Below are 26,234 nucleotides of genomic sequence, written 5' to 3'. Positions count from 1 at the left end.
TTATTCAACACCAACTTTCTTCTTTAAATATTCTTTTACCACTTCCATATCATCAAATTTGATAATTCTATCTTTTAGAATTTGATAGGTTTCATGACCTTTTCCAGCTATAACAATTACATCTCCAGATTTTGCACTATCCATTGCAAAATATATAGCTTCTTTTCTATCTAAAATTTTTTTATATGAACAGTGAGTTTCTTTTATCCCCTCTTCAATATTATAAAGAATTTGTAATGGTTCTTCTGTTCTAGGGTTATCAGATGTTATTACACAAAATTGTGAATTTTCACCTGCTATTTTCCCCATTATAGGACGTTTGCCTTTATCCCTATCACCACCACAGCCAAACACTGTAATAACTTTACCTTTTGCAAAACCCTTAACAGTAGTTAAAATATTCTTTAATGCATCTGGACTATGTGCATAATCAACAATTACAATATATCCCTCTTCTGTATTTATTGCTTCTGCCCTCCCTCTTACAGTTTTTATATCTTGTAGCGCTAAAATTATATGCTCAAGTGTTAATCCTAAATGAATACAAACTGCAATAGCTGCTAAAGAATTATAAACACTAAATAAGCCTGGAATTTTAATAACTACCTCTTTTTCTTCCTTATTAAAACTTATTTTAAATCTTGCTCCATCAGAAGATAACCTTATATCCTTTGCCATTAAATCTGCACTATTATTAATTCCATAGGTAAATATTTTAGCTGTAGCAGTATTTATTATATCTTTTGATACACTATCATCTATATTTACTATAGCATATTTACATTTTGTAAATAACTTTAATTTTGCATTTTTATAATTTTCCATGGTTTTATGGTCATCTAAATGGTCTTGACTTAAATTTGTAAAAACCCCTATATCAAATATGCAATTATCTACTCGATGTAATTCTAATGCCATTGAGGAAACTTCCATAATTACATCTTGAACTTTCTCCTTTGCCATTTTTCTAAGTAGCATTTGAAGTTCTAAAGATTCTGGTGTTGTAGGCGTATTCTTTTCTACTTCTAAAATTTTATTTCCTATTCTATTATCAATAGTACCAATTGTACCAACTTTATGACCTAGATTTTCCAATATATTTGAAATAATAATGGATACTGAAGTCTTCCCATTAGTGCCAGTTACTCCAACTAGATTTAATTCTTTTGATGGCTCATTATAAAATGCACTTGATATTTCAGATAATACTTTTCTTGTATTTTTAACCCTAATTATATTTACATCTTCAGAGCTTATTTTTATTTCCTTTTCAACTAATATAGAAGTAGCACCATTTTTAATGGCATCATCTATAAATCTATGACCATCCACTTTAAATCCTTCTATACATACAAATAATGAATTTTTCTTCGTAATTCTTCTTGAATCATACGCAATTTCACATACCTCTGCATCATCATTCCCTTTTAAAATATCATAGTCTATTTTAAATAATAACTCTTTTATATTCATAAAAATTCTCCTATTCTTCTTTAATTAATGGAGATCTATTTCTTTAATTAGTTCTATTAAAGAATCTTTATAATCATTTTATAATAATATCCTTAATATACAAAGGGACGGTTCATTCTTTTTTTAATATATTATCTTTTATTTCTGCTCGGATATATATTTTTTAATGAACCGTCCCTAATAAATTAAAATAAACATAAAATTTATTTACATATTTTTTTAGCATTATTTAAATGTACTCTCAACTACATCTGGTAATACATTATAAATGGACTTGTTCATTTTTTCTTCAAAGTAATCTTTTAATTGAAAAGTAACTCTCCATTTTGGTATTGTAAACTCATTCACTCCATATCTTAAAGCTACATCAACCATTCTTTTTTCTAAAAGACAAAATCCACTTGGCAAAGCAAGCGCATCACACAGTTGTATTAATTTATCATAATCATCAAATTCTACTTCTTCTAAATATTTTTCAAGAAAATTAAAATTCTCTTCGGTACTATCCCACTCATCCAAAATTATATTTATATTTTTATAAGGAAAAGAATGTGTGATACAAACTCTTGCTAATAAACTATATTCTTTTTCCATAGCGTAATTATATCCGTCTATACTATGTCTTATTTTATATACTCCCACTCTTCTTCCAATATCATGGAGCATTCCTAATACTTCTGCAACTTCTGAATTTAAGCCTTCTATATTCTCCGCTATTAATCTAGCAGCTTGTCCAGTATATTTAGAGTGTTCTACCCACGAACCTGGGTTTAAACTTTCTGCTTCTTTTAAAATTAACTTTGCCTCTTCTAAAGTTGGAACTCCATTTAATATATTGTTTTTCATAATTTCACCTTTATCCTTTAATATAATCCTTCTATATAAATAAACATTTATATATTTATTTAATTAATTAGATTGGTATTATTATGCAAAATCTTAATTAACCTTTTATTGTATCGAATCTCTAACATTTATTTTAAAGTATAAACTATTATAATAACTATATTTAACTAATCCAATAGATTAATATATGAAAATTATACCATATATTTTCAATTATCAGTATTACAGCTTCTACATCTACAGGCTTCATCTCAATGATAAATAATCTAACTATTTATAAATTTTAATATAAGGGACGGTTCATTATATATTTAAATCTATTAATAAATGATGCTAAAAAATAATGAACCGTCCCTTTCTCATATTTTTTTATTATAGACTAATCATTCTATCTATATAGTAATTAAAATTTGATGTGATTTTTTATAATTTTAACAGTTTGTCCATTGATGAGATTAAAATATTATTTTTCAAAATAAATTTTTTTCTTTTATTACTATCTTAACATGCTATTACTTTGCTATTCATTTCTATAAATTCATCTAATAAACTTTTATGAAATTTATCTTTTAAAATTAATTCAATACCATCACTACATAGTTTAGATATATTAGATTGTGTTACATTTCCTATTAAACTACATATATCTTTTGCTTTTTTACCTGCGAATTGTACTAAGTATACTACATAGAGAGCCTTTATTTTTCGACTTTTTCTTCTATATTTTAAATTAAGTTCTATTTCTTTTGTATTTGTTTTCTTACATATAAAATTTCGTATTTGCTCATCACTTAAATTTCTAAGTAGAATTACTTTTTCACTTCTATATTCAGATTTTTCAATTTCAAATTCCACTTCTTTAATTCTTTCATTTGTTATCTTAAACATAGTTTTATAATAATTTTCTCTTGCATCTTTCTTTGTTTTGCCAAATAATCTCATAATAAAAGCTTCATCACATATTTTAAATTTATCTTTTTTAAATCCTAAGTATAGTGATAAACTAGAGAATTCATAAGTTTCCGGCTTATCTTTATACCCTATAATATCAACTGCATTTCTATGTATATATTTTGAAACTTCTATTAAATAAGCATCATTTTTTATAGGTTTACTTTTATATCTATCCCTAAACACAGGGCCCTCATGTTTTTTGCTTTTTCTAAGGTACCCTCCATATCTTAAATTAAGTTTTTTCATAATTTTTCCTAATTCTCCACCATTAATATCAATTAGAAAATGTGTATGATTATCCATTAAACAATAAGCATATATTTTAAAATTTTCTTCTATCTGCAGTTTTCTTAAAATTTTTAGCATAACTTCTTTATCTTTATCGTCATAGAATAAAAGTTTATTTGGAAAACTTCTCGTCATAATATGATATATTCCTGTATCGCATAATTCTCTTGCCTTTCTTGCCATATAAAAATTCCTCCAATAATTATAATTTGTTATAATTATTGACAAATCTATCAAGTAATAAGCTAAATTTAATTAAGTCAAAGGGACGGTTCATTATTTATTAGATCATATATTAACTAATCTAATAAATTTAATGAACCGTCCCTTTGATAGATAATTAATGTGTTCCTAGTATTCCTTTAGTTCTACATCTTTTTTCTATAGTATTAAATACTAATGCTCCCACTAAGCAAAATCCAAGCATGGAACATATTAATAGTAAAAATTCTTTAGATAATGGCATTATTGAATTTTGCTCTAAAAGTATTGCTCTTGTGCTATCATACATATAGGTTAACGGTATCATTGAAGATATAAACAATGCCCATTTTGGAAGCACTTTTAGTGGAAAATATCCTCCTGAAAAGCCTATAACTAAGTTATTTCCTATATCAATTATTGTATTTGCTTCTTTTAACAATAGTACTGCGGAGGAGATTGCTAAACCTAGTCCAAGTAATCCTATAACTCCAGGCATGATAAATAATAATGCTTTTAATATATTAGCATTTACAGTAAATCCAAATACAAAGTAACAAGATATTCCTGTCAATATAATTTCAAAGGTTGCTACACAAAATTGAAAAGCACTTTTACTTATTAACAGTCCTATTCTACTTACAGGTGCACTCCAATTTGATTCTAAAACTCCCTGTGTCATTTCTTCTTTTAATGCAAAGCCCATACTCCATGATACAGTCCAAACATAAGTAGATACCATAAATCCTAAAATTGCAAATCCCATATAATCAGAGTTTCCTGCATATTTTTCAAAACCAGGAAACTTTCCATTTAAACTAAAGCACTTACTCATAAAATAAATTGGTGCAAGCCATATAATAGGATCAATTAAAGTCATAAAAAAATTTATAGGGTATCTAAAATATATCTTCATTTGCATTATAAATACTGCTCTAAAAATATTTAGCCCTCTCTTTATTTTCTCCATATAAACCTCTCCCCCTAAAATCTTTCTAAAGAGCCTACTTCTCTTACTTTTCTTTCAGTAAACCCAAAGGCTATTCTACCTAATATCAATATTATTACACCTTGAACTAAACAAATCATAATACTTTTACTTGCAGTAACTAAATTTCCCCCAGTAACCATAACTGTTCTAGCTGCTTCTATACCATGAGTAAAAGGCAGTAGTTTAGATAAAAACTGCAAAGAGTTTGGCATTACAGTTATAGGAAAGCTTATTCCACAAAGTATCATCACCGCTCCTCTTATTACATTTATTGTAGCATTGGCTTGTTTAAGCCATAATATTAAACTTGCAAATAACATTCCTATTCCAAAGGTAGCTGGCATAATTATTAAGAAAAGTACTACCCACTCTAAAATATTACCAGTAAAAGTAATACCATAAATCAATTTATACTCTAGTACAGAAATTACTGCTTGAAAAATAAGCATTAACATGGAAATTAATCCCCCACCAATTAAAATATCAAATCGATTTATAGGACAAAGCCATGTAGATTCTAAAGTTCCTTTATTTTGTTCATTCCTTAAATAATTTCCAAAGCTCCACATAATCATATTAACTGCCATCCATACCATAGTACCTATAACTATATAACTAACTACATTCTCTGCACCTGTGGAACTTTCAAAAATAGCCATACTTTCACTATCGTTACCTCCCATGCCTACTGCGGATAATATATACATAAGAGGCATGATTAATGGCCATATTATCAGATTTATATACCAAGTAGAATATCTTAAAGTTTGTCGAAGATCTTTCTTAAATATGGCAAAAATAACTCTTAACCTATTCATATTATCACCTACTCCCTAAGACTTTTACCTGTTAAATGAATAAACACATCTTCAAGAGACGGTTCTAGTACATTAATATTAATAACTTTAAGATTATTATTAGCTATACATTCTAAAAGGTTTTGCATTATTCCATTATCACTATGATGTTGAATAGTAATTTTATAGATTCTCTTATCTTCGATATAAGCAGATATAACTTTATCTACCTCTTCTATATTTCTTGCACATTCTAAAAACTCTTCACTACAATTATTTAACTCTACTTTTATAGATTTAGTATCGTTTAGTCTGCTCTTTAAATTCTCTGGAGTATCTAAAGCAATAATTTTCCCCCCATCCATTATTGCAATTCTATCACTTAAAAAATCAGCTTCCTCCATATAGTGCGTAGTTAAAAGTACAGTTCTTCCTTCATTTTTTATATCTAAAATAATTTCTCTTAAATTTAATGCTGATTGTGGATCTAATCCTAAAGTAGGTTCATCTAATAAGACTATAGGAGCATTAGGCATTAATGCTTTTCCTAGAGCAACCTTTTGCTTCATTCCTGTAGAATACTTTTCTACCAGTTCATCAGCTTTATCAACTAAACCTAACTTTTTTAATATTTCATCTGCTCTTTTAGCTCCCTCTTTTTTATTTAATCCATAAAGAGCTCCAAAGTATTCTAAGTTTTCTCTAGCAGTAAGTTTCCAATATATACTTCTATCTCCTGCTAATACTGTTCCCAAATTTCTTAATGCTTCAATAGAGTTCTTATCCACATCTAAACCTTTAATTTTTATTTGTCCACTAGTAGGTCTTAATAAGCCTGTTATCATTTTTATTACAGTAGTTTTACCTGCCCCATTAGGTCCTAATAATCCAAAAACTTCACCCTTATTAATTTCAAAGCTAACCCCATCAACAGCCTTAAACTCTTTCTTTTCAACAACCTTAAAAAATTTCTTCTTTTTGCTATAAAAATATTTTTTAACATTGTCAACTTTCACAATTGCTTCCATAAAATATACCCCCATTATTTCCTTTTTATGTAATGTAAAGTATTTTAATTGTAACATAACATTGTTACGTTGTAAATAATAAAAAAAGAATTTAGTGAATAATATGAAATTTCTTCACTAAACTTTATAGATAAACTTAATAACTATTTTACTTTTTCCCTAGTTCAAATTAATACTTATTTATATAAAAAACTTCTTCTATCATTTCATTATCACTTATTTGTAATAAAGTCTTTATATTGTTTTTCATAATTTCTCTCCATATTGCTAATATATTTATTTAAATATATTTTAGAGAATTCTTCACTGGTGACATTAAACCTATTAAGTACATCCATATAATACATTAAAACATCACCCATCTCTTCAATAAATCTTTCTCTAACTTCATTATTATCCATAATTTCATCTTCACCTTTTTTCTTTATTATGGATATAACTTCCCCTATTTCTTCTATCATGTATAATATAAAATTCTTACCATATTTAGGTTCCATAGGAGACCAATTATCCTTATTCTTCTCCCATAAAGTTTTTGAAAACTTAAGCATTTGGGAAATTCTTAAATCCTCTATGTCTCTGTCCATTTTAAATCTCCTTCTTATATTTTATTTTTACTTATAAACAATCTAATGAAGCTTTTATATATAACTTATCTCTACATATTTTCCTAATTTCTTTAAGTATTTTTCTAATTCTTTAACTACCTTTATTTTTAAGTTGAAATCTGAAGGAAATAGTGGATTTTGATGGGCAGGATTTATAGCTTGACCTACCCAAATATGAATATGAGTTCCTTCTTCTATAAGCATTTTAGAAAGTTTTGATGCTCCATCTGCTCCTTCAATAGGTGAAGTTATTACTTTATTTTTCTTTTGAATTATGTATTCACCTATTATTTCAGCAGTTTTATTTAGTGTTAATAGTCCTTCAGTAACTAAGTCCATTCCTTTCATATATCCCATGGGAGGGACTTCTTTGTTAAAACTTTCTAAGTCTATATCTATTTTTCTCTTTAATTCTCTAGCTACTATATTAGCAGTAGTGCCACCACAAATAACTTTTTTGCCTTTGCTTTCTAAAAGTTTTTTAATCATATACTTATCATCTTCTATATTTTTAGGTGGCCCTGTAAATATATCTATATACTCTTCTGGTTTTAATTTTATAGTTACTACAGTTGTATCATCACCTGGCTTATTATCATAAAGGTTATTACATACTTCTATAAGATGTCTTGCAATATTCTCAACATATCTCTCTTTTACTATGATACTTTCTAAGAAAGTATTTATATCTTCCCATTGCCATCCTAGATTTAATAATTGGCCCACTCCAGCATGAATTGCTCCATCACTTACTAATGTCAGTACATCATGCTCTCCCATATAAAATCTACTTTCATATATTTTCTTTCCATTAATCTTTTTTTCTTCTTTATAAATTTCACAAGCTTTACCGTAGCGAAAGAAAAATATTGGTGGATTATCATATTCAACCATGTAAATCTCACCATCATTAGTGATTTGTATTATTGTAAAAGTTGAATATGCTAATTTTCTAATTTGACATTCTGGAAGAGTATTTACAATGGTATCAATGGTATCCTCAATACTTGCACCTTCTTTGAGCATTGTTATAGCAATTTTAGAAGTTAAAGTTGCTAATATATTTGCTTTCACTCCACTACCTAGTCCATCTGCCATAACAATAATCATTCCATTTTCTGTTTTAGCTATCTCTACATTATCTCCACAAAGTTCTTCACCATATTTATTCATACTAAAATTAGCTACATCAATAAAATATTTAATCATACTTCTTTTTCCTCTTTCAATACTTTTTTGAGCTTCATTAATGCAACCTTTGTTTCTGCTGTAGTTTCCCCTAAAAGACTTGCTATTTCTTGAGCTACTCTCATTTGTTTATCAATAATAGTTTGAGTAACATCTAGGGTATTTTCTTTTATTTTGCTAAGTTCAAGTTTTCTATTCTCTTCTTCTGTAATATCTGTAAAAATAACTAAAAGTGCAGATTGTTTTTCCATATATATAATGCTTCTATAAGCATAGTAATCATATTCTGAGTAACTTACCTTTTGTTTAGGTATGCTCTTTTTATTTTCAATTACTTTTTTAAAAGTAGTATCCTCCATAATAGTAGAAATAGATATGCTGCTTAAGTCTTTATTTTCTATTCTAAAAATTCTTCTTGCTATAGGATTCATATCAATAATATTTAAAGATTTATCTAGTAATAAAATAGCATTAGGTGAATTTTGAAAAATCTCATTACTCATTCTTTCAGCAAGTGATCTCATATAAGGAATACACATATCTATTTGAGACATATTTTGCGATACTGCTATAGCCTTTTTATAACAACTATCATATCCACAGGCACCACAATTTAGTTCATCTTCTTTTTCATATTTACCCATCTTCTGTAAAATCTCTTTTATTTCTTCTTCTGTAGGCATATAACTCTTTATACTTCTATCTTTAAAAGTACGGATTAAATCCACTAAAGGATTTTTATAATTAATTTCCTTTATGGCTTCTTTTTCTCTTATACTTATATATTTATGCAAATTTTGTATTCTCTTAAAAGGTGTTCCTCCTTGGGCCGTTCCCCCTGGGCCACCTAAACAACTTTCATTACAAATACTTAGTTCAACACAAACATTTTTTAAATTATTATTTTTTAATGATTCCAACAAAGATTTACAATTTTCTATACCATCAACTTTTATTAAATCTATATCTTTTGATAAAGCTGTAGACTTTATAGCACTTAATATCCCTCCCGCTAATGGATAGGAGTTTCCCCTTCTTGAACCATAATTATCTACTTTACTTTCTTTTAAATGATTAAAATCAATGCTTTCTTCACCTATCCATTGAATTAACTCATCAAAGGTTAATACTGCATCAACAATACCTTTATTTTCTTCTAATAATGCTTCATATTTTTTAGATATACAAGGCCCTACAAACACTACAAAGCTATCAGGATGACTTGCTTTTATAGTTTTTCCATGAGCAATCATAGGAGAAACTACAGGAAGTATGTCAGATATTAGCTCAGGATAATATTGCTCTATTAACATAATTACTGAGGGACAACAACTTGTTAAAAATTCTTTTTTATCACTTTCTCTAATAATTTTTTCATAACTTTGGGAAACCAATTCCGCACCTATAGAAACTTCTTCTACAATTTGAAAACCTAGTTTCTTCAATGCAGTAACAATTTTAGGTGAATTTTCAAAAAATCCACGAAAGGCAGGTGCAATTTGTGCAATAACTTTATTACCATTTTTAATTGCTGATTTTATATGCTCTAAATCGGAAAGTACATTTCTAGCATTTTGAGGACAAACTACAAAACAATGACCACAAGCTATGCAGCGTTCCTCTATAATCTTAGCTTGATGATTTTTTACCTCTATAGCTTTTACAGAACAAGTCCTCACACATTTATAATAATTTTTGCAGTTCGCTGGTGAAAAATCCATTACTTGCATTACATCACCTTCTTTGCAATCTCTAAGGTAAAAAACTCTTCAACAAAATTAGGCTCTACTGTATATATATCTGAATCATCAATCATTACCGATACTGCTTTAGTACAATGTCCCAAACAAAATGCTGCTTTTAATTCTACCTTATCTTTTAAATTATTTTCTTCAATTAATCTTTGTAGTTCCTTTATAATTTTGTGAGATCCTTTCAGATAACAGGCACTTCCCACACATACCTTTACAACCATACAATTGCCTCCTATAAATTTTATATTTTAAGTATAGAATTTTGTTAATATTGTGTCAATTTAATTCAGAAAAATTCTAGCTCATAACTTAACCCTATGTTATTCTTAGTTTTTATCATAGTTATATTAAAGTTATATAGTTAAAAGAGGAACTTCTTTCCTCTTTTAATTAAGTAATATTATTAATAAATACTAATTTTCATTCTCTGAAAATTCTTCTTTAGCTTTTTCTAATACCATGCTAATAAACTTGTCCTTTTCATTAGTATATGAATATCTATCATCGCTAAACTTTATAGCTAAGTTTCTTTTTAACTCTGAATACTGATGAATATATTCCTTATGTAAACGAAGGTAATCTCTAAAATATATATGATTTTTCCATATAAGTCCATTTAAAATCTCTATATGCAAATAATGTGTTCTTAGTTCTTCAGTACCCTTAGCAAACATAAGCCTTCCTTCAATACCTGCATTACTTCTATACTGATAACCTATGTTCTCTAATAGTTCTTTAAAACAGTCTACTATATCCAGTGATTCAACAGCTACTGCTATGTCAATAATAGGTTTAGCATCAAGCCCTTCTATTGATGTACTACCTACATGTTGAATATCTAAAACATATTTTCCTATTACTGAGTACAGTAATTTTTCTTCCTTATTATATTCTTCTTCCCATTCATAGGTATATGGAACTAACTTCACAATTCCTCTTTTTAATCCAATCATTCTCAACACCTCATATATTTATTCTCAGAATTTTTCAGCCACTTAACATAATGTTTTATATGCTAATAATAGCATTAACTTTAACATTTATGTAAAAATAAACCTTAAAATATAAGCACTTTAATTAAGTGTACTTGTATTTTAAGGTATCTAAATACTTATTAATATCTATTTTAAATCTTTTATATACCATGCATCACAGGAAAAATGTTCTGTTTGGACAATAGGCTTGTCAAGACTTTTAAAACCATGTTTTTGGTAAAATCTATTTGCAGCTCCCATGTTACTCAAAGTCTCAAGGTAACATTTATCATAATACTTTGATGCAAAATCTAAAGCTATCTTCATAAGATCATTAGCTATTCCTGTTCCTCTACCTTCTTTTAATAAATACATTTTTTGCAGTTCACATATACCCTCAAGGTTTTTCATAGGTGTTATTCCACATCCCCCTAGAATTTCACCATTATTCTCTACAACCCAGTACTCACAATTTTCATCTTTATAAACTTCGGATAAATATGATAATTCTGGATCTGCCCACGCAAGTCCTTCTCTATTTCCTCCAAATTCTATTAAGCAAGTTCTTATAACCTCTTCTATTCTTTTATTATCTTCCTTTTGTATTTTCCTTATAATCATATTTTTACCGCTCCTTTTTTTGTGTTATGAAAGATTATAGCTAATATTTGAAATAAAATCTACTTCACAATTCAAATCTTTTAAATTATTATGGGACGGTTAATTATTAAAAATGTAATTATTGCAAATTAATACTATAAATTTATTCAAATTTCTATATAGCTCTTAAAACTGGAATAATGTTATCACTCTTTTCTCTTAAATCGTTTATAATAAATTCTTCTATAGAAGTTTTATTATTATGTATAAATGTCAATGAATTAAACTCTGGAATAATTTGTTTAGACTTTAATATGTCGTTGTGAAAATTAAATATATCCAATACTTCTTTTTCACTTATTAATAAATTCATTTTAAAGACAAGAGAAAGAAAATTATGATTTCCTTCACTTACTAAATAAGATGGTTCCAAACTCTTAACTAACTTTTCATTATTAGTGTCAATTCCTAACTCTTCAAAGATTTCTTTTTTGATGTTTTCCCTTAAATCTATACAATCTCCTATAATATCTTCTTTATCTATTCCTCCACCTGTAAATTGAAGTTTTCCTGAGCAACTGTATTACTATTCATCTCTCCCAAAACAAGTCTTCCATCTAAAGTTTCGATTAATGCAGATGTAGATATAACTCTACAATCAAATTCTGTAGAAAAACTTCTATGTAATGTATATAAATAATGAGCATAATCTGTTAGTTTAACATTAATTTTTATACTTTCTTTAGATTTTTCTATATCTTCAATTGTGTAACAATCTCCCCTAAAGAACCTTTTTCCTTTTCTTATTAAATCATTCCAATACTCTTCAACTTTATTACTATATTCTTCTGGCAAAAGTATTTTACTATTATCATAATAAACTTCAATATTCTTCTCAACTTTTTCTATATTTATTTCACTCATAATTTTACCCTCAAATCCCTTTTAATAAATTTTTCAAATTTATATAGGGGACGGTTCATTACAATACATTAAATTATAAAAAATGTTCCTTTATAATCTATAAAAAGTAATGAACCGTCCCTTAATTTTATATATATATATTAGTAGAAGTAACATTTATGTATAAACTAATCAATAGATAGCTTAAGTCCAGACAATCTTTCTGAAGGCTGAATTATTACTTTTTGTCCTGGTTCATTAAATTGAAGATAATAACTTTCACCGGAGGTTTGTCCAATTAAAGTTTTCCATCCTACTTGAGTTCCAATGGAAGGATTTCTTCCTGTCCAACAAACTACTGCATCTGGATCTACTGCACAGGGTCCCTCTAATATTAAAGGATTTCCATCTGATAGCACTGCAACAGATAATATTTGATTTGTTTTGTTTGTAAATTGAGTAGAACATAACCCCCTTTGAGAAATTACCCCTGTTCCAACAAATGAAACATCATAGTGTATTTCTTTAGGAAAGGCAAGAATGTTTTCACTTTCAACACATACACCATCCATTGGCTCTAAGTCTATTATGGTAACATGATAAGCATTTTCCGCTAAATATACTTCTCCATCCCCCTCTACCGTCATAAGTTCAATATTTTCTCCTGAGATATTTCTCTTTACATATCCCATTAAAGTTCCTAATGCCCCTCGATTATTGTTAGGCCCTAGCAATGATTTCTCAAATCTAAAATCTCCTTTGTATCCTATCATGGCACCTTTTTTTGCATAAAATTCACCTCTACCCTTAGCAAGGCAACATAGCTCATTTGTGGTTTCAAATATAAACATTATTTTTTCTCCTTCTTATTTGTATAAATGTTAAAGCCTACTCTTTCTTTAACTAAATTTAAATTATCAATTAAATCATATTTAAATAATTCAATATGATTTGAATGTACTCTATATCTTCTACACTAAATAACATAACTATCCTAAAATTTCCTTTCCTTCAATTTTAAATCATTAACACTTAAGCCACAACATTTCGAACTCCTCTACTATATTTATAAACTGTAAATATAGTAAATCTACATATCTTTCTCCACTATTTTTTTATACCCTTCCATTTTTTATTAAATAATTCTTCTAATATATTCTAATCAATATGCTTATTAAAAAATATGTTAATAAGTTAATAAAAAATTAAGAACATGTATTAAATCGTTATAACTATCTGCTTTAACTTTGTAAGAATCAATTAACTGTACTTTCATCAATTATACATTATAGTTTTCCAAAATACTTTAAAACACTTTAATTCAAAATAATATATAGTTGTTATGCATGATTAAATGTATTTTTTATGAATTATTACATAATAATAATTTAAATTAAATTTTTTTTGCTATACTATATCTACTATATCTTTTTTGAATAACTAAACAATTGGAGGTGCTATATTTATGAAAAAGATTGGTCTCATACCAAAATTAATTATCGCTATCATACTTGGTATACTTATTGGTTCTTATTTACCAAAAAATATTGTGGAGATCCTAGCAACCTTTAGCTCCATATTCGCAAGCTTTTTAGATTTTGCAATTCCTTTAATAATTCTAGGATTTGTAGTTTCTGGAATAGCTGATTTAGGAAAAGGGGCTGGTAAAATGCTTGGAATAACAACATTTTTAGCTTATGGTTCTACTTTAGTAGCTGGATTTTTTTCCTTCTTTGTAGCTTCTAATCTATTTCCAAAGTTTGTGGAGACAACAGCAAATTTATCCAGTGCAGGAAATCCAGAAGAAAAGCTTTTAAAACCACTATTTGAGATTGCTATTCCACCATTGATGCCAGTAATGACAGCTCTAGTTTTAGCTTTTTTACTAGGACTTGGTATTGCATCTATTAAAACTAAAGCTTTATACAATGTAGCTTCAGAATTTCAAAAAATAATGGAAAAAACAATATCTAATCTCATTATCCCACTTCTACCTTTTTACATTATGGGTATTTTTGCTAATATGACATTTGCAGGTGAAGTTAGCAGAATTCTTTCAGTATTTTGGAAAGTCTTTCTAGTAATAATTTTAATGCATTTAACTATAATAGTAATACAATTCTTAATTGCTTCTATATTAGGGAAAAAGAATTTATTTACTTGCTTAAAAAATCAAATTCCAGGATATTTAGCTGCTATTGGGACTCAATCTTCTGCTGCAACTATCCCTATAAATTTAGAATGTGCAGAAAAAAATGGAGTTTCAAGAGGAGTAAGAGAGTTTGTAGTTCCTCTTTGTGCAACTATTCATCTTTCTGGAAGTACTATAACTTTAACTGCTTGCAGTATAACTATAATGTTAATGAATGGAATGCCTATAAACTTTGGAGAAATTGCTGGATTTATAGCTATGTTAGGTGTAACAATGGTAGCTGCTCCTGGAGTGCCTGGGGGTGCTGTAATGGCTGCATTAGGTCTTCTTCAAACAAATTTACATTTTTCCGAAGCTCAATTGGCACTTATGATAGCCTTATATATAACTCAAGATAGTTTTGGAACTGCTTGTAATATATCAGGAGATAACGCTATAGCTATAATGGTAGATTCAATAAAAGATAAATTAATGCCTGAGAAAGTATAGTATGTAATTTATAATTTTTAAAGGGACAGTTCATTAAAATATTAGACTATTAAAGATGTTTTCTTTATAGTTTTGAAGCCTAATGAACCGTTCCTTTAATATTTATCTGCTTAAATATTATCTAGAACATATTTTTTAATTACATTATTAAACTCAATATTATTTATATCTTGTAAAAACTCTTTTTCTAAAGTTTCTATAGTTTTTCCATAAACTTGTTCTAGCTTTTCTTCAGCATAATCATCACAGGTCGAATAAAACTTACTATATTTTTCATTACCATAGTTTATTATTAAAAAGTTAGTAAATGCACCAGCTAATGTATAGGTAAATATCTCATTATTCTTAAAAAACTCTTCATTATTCATTAAGTTTCTAATTGGTATATAGTTATCTTTATTTATAAATTCTTTTATCCACGCTTCATTTGGTATTCCCCACCATAGTTTATCAAAGTACATAGCAAGTCCTTCTCTAATAAAATTTCTACTTGCCTTTCCCATTGCGATAAACGCAATATAATGAACATCTTCATGATATCCTAAACATTTAATGTCTTCATTATAGACAGCATAAATGCCATCCATTTCTTTACCCGGGTATCTGCAAAATCCATTACAGGGTTCATTGTCTCCATAAAGTTTTCCTACTTCATCTCTAGTATCGCATAGATAATAATTGATTTTCTTATCAAGGACTATACTAAGAACTCTACAAATAACATCATAACAATTTTCTTGACAACAAATAATATGCTGTATATGCTTTTCTGATAAAGAATCTTTATGAAAGTTAAAAATGTAATGTTCTGAATCAATAGTACTCCACATACTAATTCCTCCAAAATCTTAAATTAATAATATTACATATTTAAGCGGTAAAAATAGTTATTTTCATTATGAACAAACCCAAAATCTGTGTAAAAATCATCAAGTTCACTTACAGCAATAAGACCTATAATTGCATCTTTTGAACAATTATTTTTAATATAACCCATTATCTTCTCCATAATTTTAGTGCCTATTTTTTTGTTTTGATACTGAGGTTCAACAATGATATCTTGTATATAGAAAACTGTTCCTCCATCTCCTACAATTCTTCCAAAACCTATCATACGATTCTTATCTCTAATACATACACAGTATATAGAATTTTTTAATCCTTTTCTTATATTTTCTATGTCAATTACTCTCCATTTTACAGCTTTTCTTAATTCAATATATTCTTCAACTGTTGGACATTCCTCATTAATTACTAAATCATCCATATTAAACCCCTCCCAAAACTGTTCTCTTATCTATTAATTATCATCTAAGTTACTGAAAAAATTTGGAATATACCCCTTTGATCATCTACTACTTCTTCAAACTCCTTATAATTAATAGAATTCTTCTTATAAAAATTTCTCCAAAAATTTATTGCTGGAGTATTATGATACAACTGTGCTACTTTATAACTTCCTTTATATAATTCAAAAAGTTTTTCTATAACCACAGATGCTATACCTTTTTTTCTATAAGCTTTCATTAAAAACAATTCATGTACAGAGTAATCTATATTCTCTGGCACATATTTGCCACTGTTCAAAAGAACAAAGCCTGCTATATCCGCATTTACATAAATAAAAAAAGGCTTTAAATCTTCACTTTTAAAATAATATTCAATTCCATCATACTCAAATAATCCCTCAGAATTTATTTTTAAATCATCTGCAAATTCTGATAAATCATGCAAATACAAAGTCATCAAGTTCTTAAAAATTGATTGTGATTTTGCATCTATCGGGAGTAATTTTATTTTATTTTTCATTTCATTAACCTCCTCGAAATATCCCTATGTCTTCATATACATTTACTAATTTTACTTATCATGTAAGATTAATTCCTATTATTTTGTATATAGATTATTCTTATGCTCCTATACGTATTTCTTTAGCGACTGTTCCATATTCCTTTTCATTAACAGCATATCTGCCAAAAATACATCTATCAACAATCTACCACCTATCTGATATTCTTGTCTTGCAACCTGTGCACCAAATTTGCGATAAAACTGATTTGATGATGAATAATGATGATTATAGACCACCATCTTTTCTATACCTTTAGCCATATAGAAATCTAATGTATAAATAATCATCATAAGTGAAATTCCCCTATTTCTTTGATCGGGATATACCCAAAGACCGTTCAACTCTATCCCTTTCTCAGGTATATCAAAACTTTCAGCAAAACTACTAAAGGTAGCACCAAGCATCTTGTCGTCTTCAAATGCTCCAATCGACAAACGAATATCATTGTTTTCTTTAGCTGCATTCATCCAATCTACCCAAAAATCCAATTGTTGTGAAAGTGAAAGAGTGTTTTCAGCCTTACCAGCTAACTCTTCTGTCCAGCATAAAATCTTTAATTCCATTGCTTGTCTCATATCTGCTTCTGTTAATTGCCTAATTTTAATCATAATCCCATCCCCTAATTGGATAATATTTATTTCATCTTGAAATATCAGGGACGGTTCATCAAAATATTTAAGTTTTATTGTAATGTTTAGAAAAATTCTAAACAACTGCTTACATGCAATTTTAAATACAATAAAATATAATGAACCGTCCCTTAACTTCTAAGTAAAGGGTAGAAACGCTCTTTACTTTTCATAACATTTAAATAACTTATACTTCTCTCGAATATCCCCTAGTAAATTAAATAATAATTTTTTATGGTTATGCTATAAATCATAACTTATCGTAAATTCAATATTTCTAATTACTGACTTGTTAATATATGATTGAGATATTTGCACATATTAAATTAATACATTAGAAATAATATGGATTATAAAGAAGTTTTTTCGGAAACCACTCATCTAATATCCTTCCACTCTTTGAATCTGATAGAATAAGCCACTCCTTAAATTCAAGCTCTTCTATAGAATATACACCATATAAAAGTGAAGTAAGTCCTTTTATATCCATCCTTACATGTGGTTTAATTTCACTCCTGCATTCACTCATTTTTAGTTTGTTATTAATAGCTTTCAAATCATAAACATCATTATTCCACTGGCAATATTCATCATGTAATTCTAAAATAATTTCCTCTTCTAAATTTACATTTATACCACTTATTGCTTCTACTGCATCAATAATTCTTACCATCCATGGGTTCCTATTAATATTTACTTCAGAAGGTCTCATTGTATCGCATAACCACCCAAAAAAATTAACACCATATGGAATTCTTAACTCTATATGCGAAAATTGGTCTTTATGTTTTGCAAAATATCTGAACAACATTACTCTACCTTCTATGCTTTTCCAATACATTTCTGGCACAAAAATTATTCCATTTTCTCCAGAACCTATTTTAATATATTTTGCTGCTGCCATAATTTTATTATTTCTCTTTATGAAGACTACAATTACCCCACCATGATCTTCTATCCAATATTCATTAGACATATCATTAAGAAAAACAAGTCCATGATGTTGTAATAAATCAAGTTCTAATTTAAATGCCTCAAATTCATCTTGTACCTCAGTAGCCCTTACCCTTTTTTCTTCCCACTCACCTTCTATTTTTGATACATCTCCCAAATAATGAGAAAATCCATCTAGAGAAATTTTGACTAATAAATTGTCATTTGTTCCAACATAGCCAAAAGAGCTATAAAAACTTTCTTTAAAAGGATGCAACATACTAACAGATTGCTTCTTTCCTTTCATATCTAAAAATGCTGCTTTTGTTAAATCTTTTACATATCCGCGTAAACGGTATTCAGGAAAAGTAGCTACGTGGGAAACCCCTCCCATTTTCTTAATTATGCCTCTAACTGATTGATTGAAAGTATAGTTCCTTATCATAGATACTAATTTTTCGTCCTCAAACACTCCTAAAATTTCATCAGGCGTATAAAATGATAACTCATCTTTTGATGCTGCTTTATCAGTCCATTGACGGCTTGTACAATAGATATGTAACTCTCTAGCTTGATCAAGATTATTAGCTTTTATTTTTTTAATTTCCATAGTTATATTCTCCTAATAATTTTATTCACCAACAGGATTACTCTAGCTCATTATTCATCTTGTTTTATTAATTATTAAAGTATAATTTAAATATTTGGGACGATTCATCAAAGTATTTATTTTTTATTTTACTATTTAGAAAAATGCCAAAGAGTCATTTATATGTAATTTTAATATGGTAGAAAATAATAAATCGTCCTTTAATTCTATATATTATTAATTAAGTCTCCTTCAAATTCTTCAGAAAGTATGTCCATATAAACTTCATCATACTGTTTTTTCCCATATATTATTGCTTTTCTGCGTCTGCCTATCTCTTTAAATCCACACTTTTTACATGCCTGTATTGCTCTTTCATTAAAGGAAAAAGTTTCAATCATTATATTATTTAAATTGATAATATTAAAGCCAAAATCTAATATCAATTTTGTTGCTTCTGTTCCTATTCCTATATTCCAGCAACTTTTTTCTCCTATAAACATTCCAAGCGTAGCTCTTCTATTTATTAAATCTACTCTCATCAATCTTCCAATTCCCACAGCTTCATCATTATCTTTTCTAACAATATAAAATGCATAACCATTATTATTCATATTTTCAAGATATCCCTTTTGCACTTCATAACTTATCATGTCAGAAGCATCACCAGTTCTAATAGCTACTTCCATATCATTACTCCATTTAGCAACTTTATCAGCTCCTTGAGCATCTATAGGTGATAAATAGCAATTCTCTCCAACAATTTTTCTTAAATATTCCATAAAAATTACTCCATTTACCTTTTATTAATTTTATTTTTCGAGTGCTTTTTTCATCCATAAAATCTTCATTTTTTATCATGATATTTCACAATTATGGGGTAGCAAAAATTTCAAATCCTGCTTTTTCATATGATTTGATAGCTCTTTTATTAAACTCTGCTACTCCCAATCTAGCATACTCACCTTTAAATTTAAGGGACGGTTCATTAAAATTATATATTTTTTAGATCCCTTCTCCTCAATATATAAACTTTGCAATTTATAAAAAGCAATGAACCGTCCCTTAATATATATTTTTCGCAGTCTCCTAAATTTAAGGGATGGTTCATTAAAATTATATATTTTTTAGATCTCTTGTCCTCAATATATAAACTTTACAACTTATAAAAAGTAATGAATCGTCCCTTAATATAAAATAAAGTCTTTAGTAATCCTTCAATACTTTACTTTCAAATTCCCTTGTTATGATACTTCCCCCATATTCCTTATTAGCCATAACAGTTAAATTGATATTATGCTTTGGATATACTGATGATCTAAAGCTTACTCCTGGATCAGCACCCATTAGAGTGTATTTAAATATGCCATCTTTATTTTGTACAATCCAGATTCCATATCCATAATATAGGTCTTTTTCAACAACTATTTGAGTTGATAAGATCTTTTCAGTTAATTCTTTATTTAATAATCTATTATTAAATAATTCACTCCAGAATTTTGTCATATCTGATGCTGTAGTAAAAACCCCGCCATCCGGTCCCCCTACAATTGGAATGGAATAAATATTAGTCTTCCAAGAATTATTCTCATGATTTTCAATATATCCATAGGCTGTATTCTTAGGAAGGTTGTCCATAAAAAAGTATCCTGAATCATTCATTTCGCATATTTTAAATATATTATTTTCAATATATTCTGCAAATTTTAAACCTGTTAATTTTTCTATTATTAATCCTAATACAATAAATCCTGCATTATTATATTTAAATTTGTATCCAGGTTTAAATTCCATTGCTCTATTTTTAAACATAGGAAGAAAATCTTTTACTTCACATATGTTATACATTGGCATGGAATTCCATAGTTCACTGTAGTCACTCATGACTTCTTCATCAAAATAATCAGGTATTCCAGAAGAATGAGTTAATAAATGATGAATGGTTATATTAGAATCAAACTTAGGAAAATCAATATCTAAGCAATCTTTTAATAAGGTATCAAATGATATTAATCCCCGTTGTACTAACTGGCATATGGCAACTGCAGTAAATCCTTTAGCTCCTGATGCAACTCCAAATTTTGTATCTACTTTATTTTTAATTTCTTCATTTCTATTTGCTAAGCCATAGGACTTTTCAAATATGATATTATCCTTCTCTTTTACTAAAACAACTCCAGAAAATTCTTTCTTATTGTTTATATCACTAATAATGCTTTCTATTTTATCAAACACACTATTCATATTTTATATTGCCTTTCTACTTATGATAATCAATAAGGGACAGTTCAAAAAATTATATAATTTTTAAAATATAGCTTATCTAAAATATATTTAGAGTTTTTAATTTATAAAAATTAATGAACTGTCCCTAATAATTTGCTTAAAATTTCTAATTTATAAAAGTTGATGAACCGGCCCTAATAATTAAGGGTCTTAGGCTTTTACCATAACTCTTAATTAGATTTCCATATCATTAAATAATCTTTTTCTCCCGTGTCATTATCAATCAATTCATCTTTTAAAATAAAACCATTTCTTAAATAGAACTCATAGGCTTTTTTATTTTTTGCATAAACCTTTAATTGAATTTCATCTTTATTTTCTTTTACAAAATTCAATAACTTATTACCATACCCCTTATTATGATAATTGCTATCAATAAACAATGCTGCTAAATAGTTGTCTACCATAGACACAAATCCTAAAATTTTACCATCATCTTCTATAATATAAGTCTCAGACATAGGAATATATTTTTTCGCCATATCTTCTTTTTTCTCTTCCCAATATTCCGCATTAATAAAATCATGAGATTTCTTAGAAACCTCACACCAAAGTTCAACTATATAATTTATTTCATTCTCATTATATTTTCTAATATTCATAGTTAGAAATTCCTCTCTGCTATTTGTCTATTTTAAAGCCCCCAATTTATTTAATCATGAATTCTTTCTCACTCTTATAGAATTCTCTATTAATCCTTTTATCTTATATCTATACCCCATATAATTAATTTAATATTTAAGTTTTACCTTAATTGCTTATTATAACTACACCTTAGAGGAACCCCTAAATGGCTCCATAGCATTCCTCTAAGGTGAAAATAATATATTAACATCTATATTCTTTTTGCTAATTTAAATTCTCTATTCTTAAGCTCCTTCATTAAGGAATCTATACTGTGCCATATACAAGCCGTAATAGAAGCCTTTTTTAGCCATAAGCTCATCATGGGTTCCTGCTTCAATTATTTTTCCGTCATCTATTACCATGATTTTATTACAATCTCTAATAGTTGATAATCTATGAGCTATTACAAAAGATGTTCTTCCTTTTAGAAGTTTATTAATCCCCTTTTGTACTAATATTTCTGTAGCAGTATCTATATTAGATGTAGCTTCATCAAGAATTAAAATTCTTGGATTAGCAAGAAGAGCTCTAGCAAAGGAAATAAGCTGACGTTGACCAACTGAAAGTCTTGATCCTCTTTCATTTACCTCTGTATCATATCCCTTTTCAAGCTTCATAATAAACTCGTGAGCATTTACTGCTTTTGCAGCTGTTATAATCTCCTCATCAGTTGCATCTAACTTTCCATAACGTATATTTTCCTTTATGGTATCAGAAAATAAGAAAGTATCTTGTAGCATTATTCCCATTTGGCTTCTTAAAGAATAAAGGTTAACATCTTTAACATTTTTACCATCGATTAATACTTCTCCAAGATCACAATCATAAAATCTACTCACAAGACTAGTTATAGTTGTTTTTCCGGCTCCTGTAGGACCAACTAAAGCTATATTTTCTCCTTGCCTTATTTTAAAACTTACATCTTTAAGGACAGGAGTTCCTTCTTCATAACCAAAGGTTACATTTTTAAACTCTACATTTCCTTTAATTTTAGGCATAATTTCAGCACTTTCCAAATCTATAATATCGGGTTCAACATCCATTATGTCAAAAATTCTCTCTGCCGCTGCAAAATTTGTTATTAATGTATTGTAATAAGAAGCTAAGTTTATAATTGGTCTCCAAAACATATCAGAATAAGCTATAAAAGCAACAATTGTACCTACGCTAATTTCTCTACTTTGGAAAAATTTGGTTCCATACCAAAATATAATAAGTGTACTAATACCCCAAGATAATTCAACTATTGGCCAAAAAAAATCATTAAATACAATTGCTTTCATAAAACCATCTAACATTTCTTTTAATGAAAATTTAAATTTATCTGAACTAGTTTTTTCATAAGTGAAATCTTGAATAATCCTTACTCCCGAGAAAGCTTCATGAGTATATCCATTCATATTAGAACGCTTTTGTCTATAAGCTTGCCACTTTTTTCTAGATATAGTTTCTATAGAAAACATAGTAAAACATAATATTGGTAATACAATAATAGCTAATAGTGCAAGCTTTACATTCATGATAAACATAAGTGTAGCAACGCATACAACTGTTAAAAGTTGTGGTATTACTGTAGTTACTCCACTAGAAAAAAGTTCTGATAAAGAGTTAACATCTCCAATAACCCTTGCAAGAATCTTTCCAACTGGTCTTTCATCAAAGAACGCAAAAGATAATTTTTGAATATGAGTATATAATTCTTGCCTTATATTCAATAATATATTATTGGTTATCTTCGACATTTCTATAGTTGAAACTCTAGATGAAAGCATACCAATAAAGTTAATTGTTATAACTAATAAAGTTGTAATTATAAGACCCTTAGCATTTTTTGCCACTATAAATTTATCAATAGATATTTTTAGTAGATATGGAGTTAATAACCCGCTAATCATAATTATTATCATTAAGAAAATTATAAAAAATACTTTAACTCTAAAAGGCTTTAAATATTTTATTAACCTAGAAAATATTTCCTTATTTGATCTACTAGTTATCTTCTCATCTTGATTTATTGAGTTCTTAGCCATATTAACTCACCTCCTCTTTTATCTTCTCTGAGTTTATAAAGTCTTTAAATTGTGTTTTATAAATTTCATAGTATTTGCCACCTTTTTTAAGTAAACTCTCATGAGTTCCATACTCTACAATTTCACCTTCATCCATATATATAATTAAATCTGCATTTTTTACCGCTGAAATTCTATGAGCTATAATAAAGGTGGTAATTTTTTTTTCACTATGATAAAGGTTTTTTAGAAGATCATATTCTGTTTCCATATCTAGAGCTGAAGTAGAATCATCAAGAATTAATATTGAACAGTCTCTAATAAGAGATCTAGCAATACATAATCTTTGTTTTTGTCCTCCAGATAATCCAAGTCCTCTTTCCCCTATTAAAGTTTCAGTTCCTTCTTCTAACTCATCTACAAATTCTTTTGCACAAGCAAGTCCTAGTACCTTTTCTATTTCCTCTCTTGTAGCATTTTCTTTTCCATATTTAATATTATTTTCTATTGTATCTGAGAATAAGAAAGAATCCTGTGGCACAATAGATATGCTTTTTCTTAAAGAGTATAAATCAATATTCTTAACATCATGACCATCAACCTTAACTGCACCTTCCATAACATCATAATTTCTTAATAAAAGACTTATTAATGATGACTTCCCTGAGCCAGTAGATCCCATAATTGCAACTGTACTTCCAGCCTTAATATCTAAATTAATATTTTTAAGAACTGGTTTTTCTTTATACTTAAAAGTAACATTCTCAAAAGAAATATCTCCTTTAATTTCTTCAAGTACTGCACAGTTTTCTGAATTTTTTATTTCTGGATTTATAGAAAGTATGGCATCTATCTTCTTTTGAGAAGCCTTACTTTGAGATAACATACTTGTAAGCCAACCAAGCATTCTCATTGGCCAAATCAAAAGCCATAAATAGCCATTAAAAGCTACAAGTTCTCCTACAGTTAAATTGCCTCTAATAACTAATATTCCACCTACACCATTAACTAAAAGTACAGATAAATTTCCTAAAAATTCTTCTATAGGATAAAACTTTCCCCAAATTTTTGACCGCTCAACAGCAAGATCATAATTTTTATTGTTAAACTTAAGAAATTTTAATATTTCATGCTTTTCTCTTGCAAAGGCTTTTACCAGTTTAACCCCTGCAATATTTTCTTGAGCAGTAGTATTTAATACTGCTGTATGATCACTTATTTTTTCAAAAACTGAGTCTAATTGCTTTTCAAGCTTTACAGTTATAAAAGCTATAACTGGCATAGTAATTAGTGCAATTACTGTTAAAAGTACATTCATTCTTAGTAAGATAACTGTAGATAAAACAAAGTAAACAATATTTTCTATAAATAATCTCATTCCAAAACCCATAACTCCCCAAATATTGTCTACATCTTCACCAACTCTAGACATAAGTTCACCAGTATTCATATTATCAAAATATGAAAAAGATAAGCTTTGAATATGATCAAAAAGATTTTGTTTTAGATCTCCTGCAACTTTTCTTCCAAGATAATCAAACATAAATTCCTTTACATATCCAAATATAAATTTTGTAAATGCTATTACTGCAATACCTTTGAGCAACATTCCTAGTATTTCATAATTTCCCTTTACAATTACATCATCAATAAATAGTTTTGTAATATAAGGAGTTACTAAGTCAACACCAATTATAATAATCATAGCTAATGCTCCAATTAGTGTTATTAGTTTATAATTTTTTGTGTAGCTTAAAATTTTCTTCAACGTAAATCGCCCCCTCCAGCTACAAGTCACTTTTTAAAATAAACAACGTACAATTTTCAACACCTTCTAAACTGCTATAGAAAATTTTAAAATTTATATTTATTTTTTTAGTTCTAAACACAAGTTTAAAATTGCACATTGTTACAAATGTTTTTTGAACAATCTACCTAGAATGATTATCCAATTTTTACTTAATATAGAATCCCCAGAGATGAAAAAAAGCCGTATTTTCCCATTGATAAACAGGAAAATACAGCTATTAATGCATAAAAAAGTCCTAGGAATACCCTAGGAC

General features: G+C 28.0%; 26 protein-coding genes. 1 reads left to right on the top strand and 25 read right to left on the bottom strand.

The genetic code is table 11. From position 1 onward, the window contains the following. From ACWPW7_RS06115 to ACWPW7_RS06045, 15 genes are all read right to left on the bottom strand, one after another. Positions 1-1,473: a UDP-N-acetylmuramoyl-L-alanyl-D-glutamate--2,6-diaminopimelate ligase gene (locus tag ACWPW7_RS06115; RefSeq protein ID WP_454052781.1), complete on the bottom strand. Its 1,473-nt coding sequence runs from the start codon at positions 1,471-1,473 to the stop codon at positions 1-3. 225 nt (positions 1,474-1,698) lie between these two features. Beyond that, a complete protein-coding gene (locus tag ACWPW7_RS06110) occupies positions 1,699-2,319 on the bottom strand; it encodes an HD domain-containing protein (protein WP_454052780.1) in 621 nt (206 codons plus the stop codon). Positions 2,320-2,820: 501 nt separating this feature from the next. Beyond that, positions 2,821-3,744, bottom strand: coding sequence for a transposase (locus ACWPW7_RS06105; protein ID WP_454052779.1), 924 nt, complete (start codon positions 3,742-3,744; stop codon positions 2,821-2,823). A gap of 157 nt (positions 3,745-3,901) precedes the next feature. Continuing rightward, positions 3,902-4,732 carry an ABC transporter permease gene (locus ACWPW7_RS06100; RefSeq protein WP_454052778.1) on the bottom strand — a complete coding sequence of 277 codons (831 nt, stop codon included), beginning with the start codon at positions 4,730-4,732 and terminating at the stop codon, positions 3,902-3,904. Between the two features lie 14 nt (positions 4,733-4,746). After that, complete coding sequence (locus ACWPW7_RS06095; protein WP_454052777.1) at positions 4,747-5,571, bottom strand: ABC transporter permease; 825 nt, start codon at positions 5,569-5,571, stop codon at positions 4,747-4,749. A gap of 8 nt (positions 5,572-5,579) precedes the next feature. Then, the gene (locus ACWPW7_RS06090; RefSeq protein WP_454052776.1) at positions 5,580-6,578 is read right to left on the bottom strand and encodes an ABC transporter ATP-binding protein; all 999 of its coding nucleotides are present in this window, start codon (positions 6,576-6,578) and stop codon (positions 5,580-5,582) included. Between the two features lie 212 nt (positions 6,579-6,790). Further along, positions 6,791-7,165 carry a MazG nucleotide pyrophosphohydrolase domain-containing protein gene (locus ACWPW7_RS06085; protein WP_454052775.1) on the bottom strand — a complete coding sequence of 125 codons (375 nt, stop codon included), beginning with the start codon at positions 7,163-7,165 and terminating at the stop codon, positions 6,791-6,793. A 54-nt stretch (positions 7,166-7,219) separates the two neighbouring features. After that, positions 7,220-8,395 carry a SpoIIE family protein phosphatase gene (locus tag ACWPW7_RS06080; RefSeq protein WP_454052774.1) on the bottom strand — a complete coding sequence of 392 codons (1,176 nt, stop codon included), beginning with the start codon at positions 8,393-8,395 and terminating at the stop codon, positions 7,220-7,222. After that, positions 8,392-10,104 carry a [Fe-Fe] hydrogenase large subunit C-terminal domain-containing protein gene (locus tag ACWPW7_RS06075; RefSeq protein WP_454052773.1) on the bottom strand — a complete coding sequence of 571 codons (1,713 nt, stop codon included), beginning with the start codon at positions 10,102-10,104 and terminating at the stop codon, positions 8,392-8,394. Before ACWPW7_RS06075 ends, ACWPW7_RS06080 begins: the two co-directional genes overlap by 4 nt. Next, positions 10,104-10,349 carry a (2Fe-2S) ferredoxin domain-containing protein gene (locus tag ACWPW7_RS06070; protein ID WP_454052772.1) on the bottom strand — a complete coding sequence of 82 codons (246 nt, stop codon included), beginning with the start codon at positions 10,347-10,349 and terminating at the stop codon, positions 10,104-10,106. The genes ACWPW7_RS06075 and ACWPW7_RS06070 overlap by 1 nt, the downstream gene beginning before the upstream one ends. 192 nt (positions 10,350-10,541) lie before the next feature. Then, positions 10,542-11,081 carry a GrpB family protein gene (locus ACWPW7_RS06065; RefSeq protein WP_454052771.1) on the bottom strand — a complete coding sequence of 180 codons (540 nt, stop codon included), beginning with the start codon at positions 11,079-11,081 and terminating at the stop codon, positions 10,542-10,544. A gap of 168 nt (positions 11,082-11,249) precedes the next feature. Then, positions 11,250-11,723, bottom strand: a complete 474-nt coding sequence (locus ACWPW7_RS06060; RefSeq protein ID WP_454052770.1) for a GNAT family N-acetyltransferase — start codon at positions 11,721-11,723, stop codon at positions 11,250-11,252. Between the two features lie 154 nt (positions 11,724-11,877). Next, a complete protein-coding gene (locus tag ACWPW7_RS06055) occupies positions 11,878-12,075 on the bottom strand; it encodes a hypothetical protein (RefSeq protein ID WP_454052769.1) in 198 nt (65 codons plus the stop codon). Positions 12,076-12,242: 167 nt separating this feature from the next. Beyond that, a complete protein-coding gene (locus ACWPW7_RS06050) occupies positions 12,243-12,626 on the bottom strand; it encodes a hypothetical protein (RefSeq protein WP_454052768.1) in 384 nt (127 codons plus the stop codon). A gap of 167 nt (positions 12,627-12,793) precedes the next feature. Beyond that, positions 12,794-13,456: an AIM24 family protein gene (locus tag ACWPW7_RS06045; protein ID WP_454052767.1), complete on the bottom strand. Its 663-nt coding sequence runs from the start codon at positions 13,454-13,456 to the stop codon at positions 12,794-12,796. Positions 13,457-14,070: 614 nt separating this feature from the next. Here ACWPW7_RS06045 and ACWPW7_RS06040 point away from each other — a divergent pair. Beyond that, a complete protein-coding gene (locus ACWPW7_RS06040) occupies positions 14,071-15,246 on the top strand; it encodes a dicarboxylate/amino acid:cation symporter (protein ID WP_454052766.1) in 1,176 nt (391 codons plus the stop codon). A 110-nt stretch (positions 15,247-15,356) separates the two neighbouring features. On the opposite strand, the gene ACWPW7_RS06035 is transcribed toward ACWPW7_RS06040, so the two are convergent. The 10 genes from ACWPW7_RS06035 to ACWPW7_RS05990 all read right to left on the bottom strand — a co-directional run bounded on the left by ACWPW7_RS06035 (position 15,357) and on the right by ACWPW7_RS05990 (position 25,939). After that, positions 15,357-16,076 carry a gluzincin family metallopeptidase gene (locus ACWPW7_RS06035; protein ID WP_291561383.1) on the bottom strand — a complete coding sequence of 240 codons (720 nt, stop codon included), beginning with the start codon at positions 16,074-16,076 and terminating at the stop codon, positions 15,357-15,359. Positions 16,077-16,108: 32 nt separating this feature from the next. Further along, positions 16,109-16,513, bottom strand: a complete 405-nt coding sequence (locus ACWPW7_RS06030; protein WP_454052765.1) for a GNAT family N-acetyltransferase — start codon at positions 16,511-16,513, stop codon at positions 16,109-16,111. Positions 16,514-16,557: 44 nt separating this feature from the next. Then, positions 16,558-17,055 (bottom strand): GNAT family N-acetyltransferase, encoded by a 498-nt coding sequence (locus ACWPW7_RS06025; RefSeq protein WP_454052764.1) that lies wholly within the window; start codon positions 17,053-17,055, stop codon positions 16,558-16,560. A gap of 108 nt (positions 17,056-17,163) precedes the next feature. Beyond that, positions 17,164-17,706 (bottom strand): GNAT family N-acetyltransferase, encoded by a 543-nt coding sequence (locus tag ACWPW7_RS06020; RefSeq protein WP_454052763.1) that lies wholly within the window; start codon positions 17,704-17,706, stop codon positions 17,164-17,166. Between the two features lie 355 nt (positions 17,707-18,061). After that, positions 18,062-19,270 (bottom strand): GNAT family N-acetyltransferase, encoded by a 1,209-nt coding sequence (locus ACWPW7_RS06015; RefSeq protein WP_454052762.1) that lies wholly within the window; start codon positions 19,268-19,270, stop codon positions 18,062-18,064. A 206-nt stretch (positions 19,271-19,476) separates the two neighbouring features. After that, entirely contained in the window at positions 19,477-20,031 is a 555-nt protein-coding gene (locus ACWPW7_RS06010; RefSeq protein ID WP_454052761.1) for a GNAT family N-acetyltransferase, read from the bottom strand. Between the two features lie 424 nt (positions 20,032-20,455). Next, on the bottom strand, positions 20,456-21,493 hold the full coding sequence (locus ACWPW7_RS06005) for a serine hydrolase domain-containing protein (protein ID WP_454052760.1): 1,038 nt from the start codon (positions 21,491-21,493) through the stop codon (positions 20,456-20,458). Positions 21,494-21,705: 212 nt separating this feature from the next. Continuing rightward, positions 21,706-22,137 (bottom strand): GNAT family N-acetyltransferase, encoded by a 432-nt coding sequence (locus ACWPW7_RS06000; protein ID WP_454052759.1) that lies wholly within the window; start codon positions 22,135-22,137, stop codon positions 21,706-21,708. 267 nt (positions 22,138-22,404) lie between these two features. Then, positions 22,405-24,192, bottom strand: a complete 1,788-nt coding sequence (locus tag ACWPW7_RS05995; protein ID WP_454052758.1) for an ABC transporter ATP-binding protein — start codon at positions 24,190-24,192, stop codon at positions 22,405-22,407. 1 nt (position 24,193) lies between these two features. Further along, a complete protein-coding gene (locus tag ACWPW7_RS05990) occupies positions 24,194-25,939 on the bottom strand; it encodes an ABC transporter ATP-binding protein (protein WP_454052757.1) in 1,746 nt (581 codons plus the stop codon). Between the last annotated feature and the right edge of the window lie 295 nt (positions 25,940-26,234).

This window comes from Clostridium sp. Marseille-Q7071 (genome assembly GCF_965112025.1).
Note: the sequence above shows the minus strand (reverse complement) of the source record. Positions and strands in the feature narration are given on the sequence as shown.

What these genes read in the sequence shown, in the direction of transcription:
- ACWPW7_RS06050 (WP_454052768.1), bottom strand. Translation starts at nt 12,626, where the DNA reads ATGAGTGAAATAAATATAGAAAAAGTTGAGAAGAATATTGAAGTTTAT.
- ACWPW7_RS06075 (WP_454052773.1), bottom strand. Translation starts at nt 10,104, where the DNA reads ATGCAAGTAATGGATTTTTCACCAGCGAACTGCAAAAATTATTATAAA.
- ACWPW7_RS06005 (WP_454052760.1), bottom strand. Translation starts at nt 21,493, where the DNA reads ATGAATAGTGTGTTTGATAAAATAGAAAGCATTATTAGTGATATAAAC.
- ACWPW7_RS06025 (WP_454052764.1), bottom strand. Translation starts at nt 17,055, where the DNA reads ATGAAAAATAAAATAAAATTACTCCCGATAGATGCAAAATCACAATCA.
- ACWPW7_RS06045 (WP_454052767.1), bottom strand. Translation starts at nt 13,456, where the DNA reads ATGTTTATATTTGAAACCACAAATGAGCTATGTTGCCTTGCTAAGGGT.
- ACWPW7_RS06070 (WP_454052772.1), bottom strand. Translation starts at nt 10,349, where the DNA reads ATGGTTGTAAAGGTATGTGTGGGAAGTGCCTGTTATCTGAAAGGATCT.
- ACWPW7_RS06080 (WP_454052774.1), bottom strand. Translation starts at nt 8,395, where the DNA reads ATGATTAAATATTTTATTGATGTAGCTAATTTTAGTATGAATAAATAT.
- ACWPW7_RS06000 (WP_454052759.1), bottom strand. Translation starts at nt 22,137, where the DNA reads ATGAATATTAGAAAATATAATGAGAATGAAATAAATTATATAGTTGAA.
- ACWPW7_RS06100 (WP_454052778.1), bottom strand. Translation starts at nt 4,732, where the DNA reads ATGGAGAAAATAAAGAGAGGGCTAAATATTTTTAGAGCAGTATTTATA.
- ACWPW7_RS06065 (WP_454052771.1), bottom strand. Translation starts at nt 11,081, where the DNA reads ATGATTGGATTAAAAAGAGGAATTGTGAAGTTAGTTCCATATACCTAT.
- ACWPW7_RS06015 (WP_454052762.1), bottom strand. Translation starts at nt 19,270, where the DNA reads ATGGAAATTAAAAAAATAAAAGCTAATAATCTTGATCAAGCTAGAGAG.
- ACWPW7_RS06020 (WP_454052763.1), bottom strand. Translation starts at nt 17,706, where the DNA reads ATGATTAAAATTAGGCAATTAACAGAAGCAGATATGAGACAAGCAATG.
- ACWPW7_RS05995 (WP_454052758.1), bottom strand. Translation starts at nt 24,192, where the DNA reads ATGGCTAAGAACTCAATAAATCAAGATGAGAAGATAACTAGTAGATCA.
- ACWPW7_RS06115 (WP_454052781.1), bottom strand. Translation starts at nt 1,473, where the DNA reads ATGAATATAAAAGAGTTATTATTTAAAATAGACTATGATATTTTAAAA.
- ACWPW7_RS06035 (WP_291561383.1), bottom strand. Translation starts at nt 16,076, where the DNA reads ATGTGGAGTACTATTGATTCAGAACATTACATTTTTAACTTTCATAAA.
- ACWPW7_RS06105 (WP_454052779.1), bottom strand. Translation starts at nt 3,744, where the DNA reads ATGGCAAGAAAGGCAAGAGAATTATGCGATACAGGAATATATCATATT.
- ACWPW7_RS06010 (WP_454052761.1), bottom strand. Translation starts at nt 20,031, where the DNA reads ATGGAATATTTAAGAAAAATTGTTGGAGAGAATTGCTATTTATCACCT.
- ACWPW7_RS06040 (WP_454052766.1), top strand. Translation starts at nt 14,071, where the DNA reads ATGAAAAAGATTGGTCTCATACCAAAATTAATTATCGCTATCATACTT.
- ACWPW7_RS06090 (WP_454052776.1), bottom strand. Translation starts at nt 6,578, where the DNA reads ATGGAAGCAATTGTGAAAGTTGACAATGTTAAAAAATATTTTTATAGC.
- ACWPW7_RS06055 (WP_454052769.1), bottom strand. Translation starts at nt 12,075, where the DNA reads ATGAATTTATTAATAAGTGAAAAAGAAGTATTGGATATATTTAATTTT.
- ACWPW7_RS06085 (WP_454052775.1), bottom strand. Translation starts at nt 7,165, where the DNA reads ATGGACAGAGACATAGAGGATTTAAGAATTTCCCAAATGCTTAAGTTT.
- ACWPW7_RS06060 (WP_454052770.1), bottom strand. Translation starts at nt 11,723, where the DNA reads ATGATTATAAGGAAAATACAAAAGGAAGATAATAAAAGAATAGAAGAG.
- ACWPW7_RS06110 (WP_454052780.1), bottom strand. Translation starts at nt 2,319, where the DNA reads ATGAAAAACAATATATTAAATGGAGTTCCAACTTTAGAAGAGGCAAAG.
- ACWPW7_RS06095 (WP_454052777.1), bottom strand. Translation starts at nt 5,571, where the DNA reads ATGAATAGGTTAAGAGTTATTTTTGCCATATTTAAGAAAGATCTTCGA.
- ACWPW7_RS06030 (WP_454052765.1), bottom strand. Translation starts at nt 16,513, where the DNA reads ATGGATGATTTAGTAATTAATGAGGAATGTCCAACAGTTGAAGAATAT.